This window comes from Aquicoccus porphyridii (genome assembly GCF_008369105.1).
Taxonomy (GTDB): Bacteria; Pseudomonadota; Alphaproteobacteria; order Rhodobacterales; family Rhodobacteraceae; genus Aquicoccus; species Aquicoccus porphyridii.
The window spans coordinates 1-364 of record NZ_VINQ01000229.1 but is presented as its reverse complement, the minus strand read 5'-3'; the positions used below and the strand labels follow the sequence as shown (position 1 = coordinate 364).

General features: G+C 67.0%; 1 protein-coding gene. It reads right to left on the bottom strand.

The window, feature by feature from the left end:
* Window positions 1–86: 86 nt before the first annotated feature.
* Window positions 87–364 (bottom strand): acyl-CoA thioesterase (locus FLO80_RS24305; protein ID WP_149187180.1); only part of this gene is annotated, 278 nt, incomplete at its 5' end.

Here is a 364-nt window from a genome sequence, read left to right as displayed (position 1 = left end):
GCCTGCAGGGCGAGATCGGGCGTTTCCAGAAGGCCCGCGAAGACGCGGAAAGAACCTATGCCGCCGACCGCGCGCGGCTCTCCCAGCTACTCGGCGTGAGTCCCTGATTCCACTGGCGACTGTCGCTCGAACGCCCTGATCTTCTCGCGCAGCCAGTCCGGCAGGGGCTGGCTCTGTCGCTCGTTCGCATCCGCATAGACGTAGACCAGCTCGCCGACGGTGAGCAACTGCTCGTCGCGCCAGATGCCCAGCTCGAAAACCAGGCTGCTGCGCCCCAGCCGCGCCACGCGGGTGCCGATGTCCAGCCAGTCGTCGAAATGCGCCGGGGCGCGGTATTCCAGGGTGCTCTTCACCGCGAACAGGT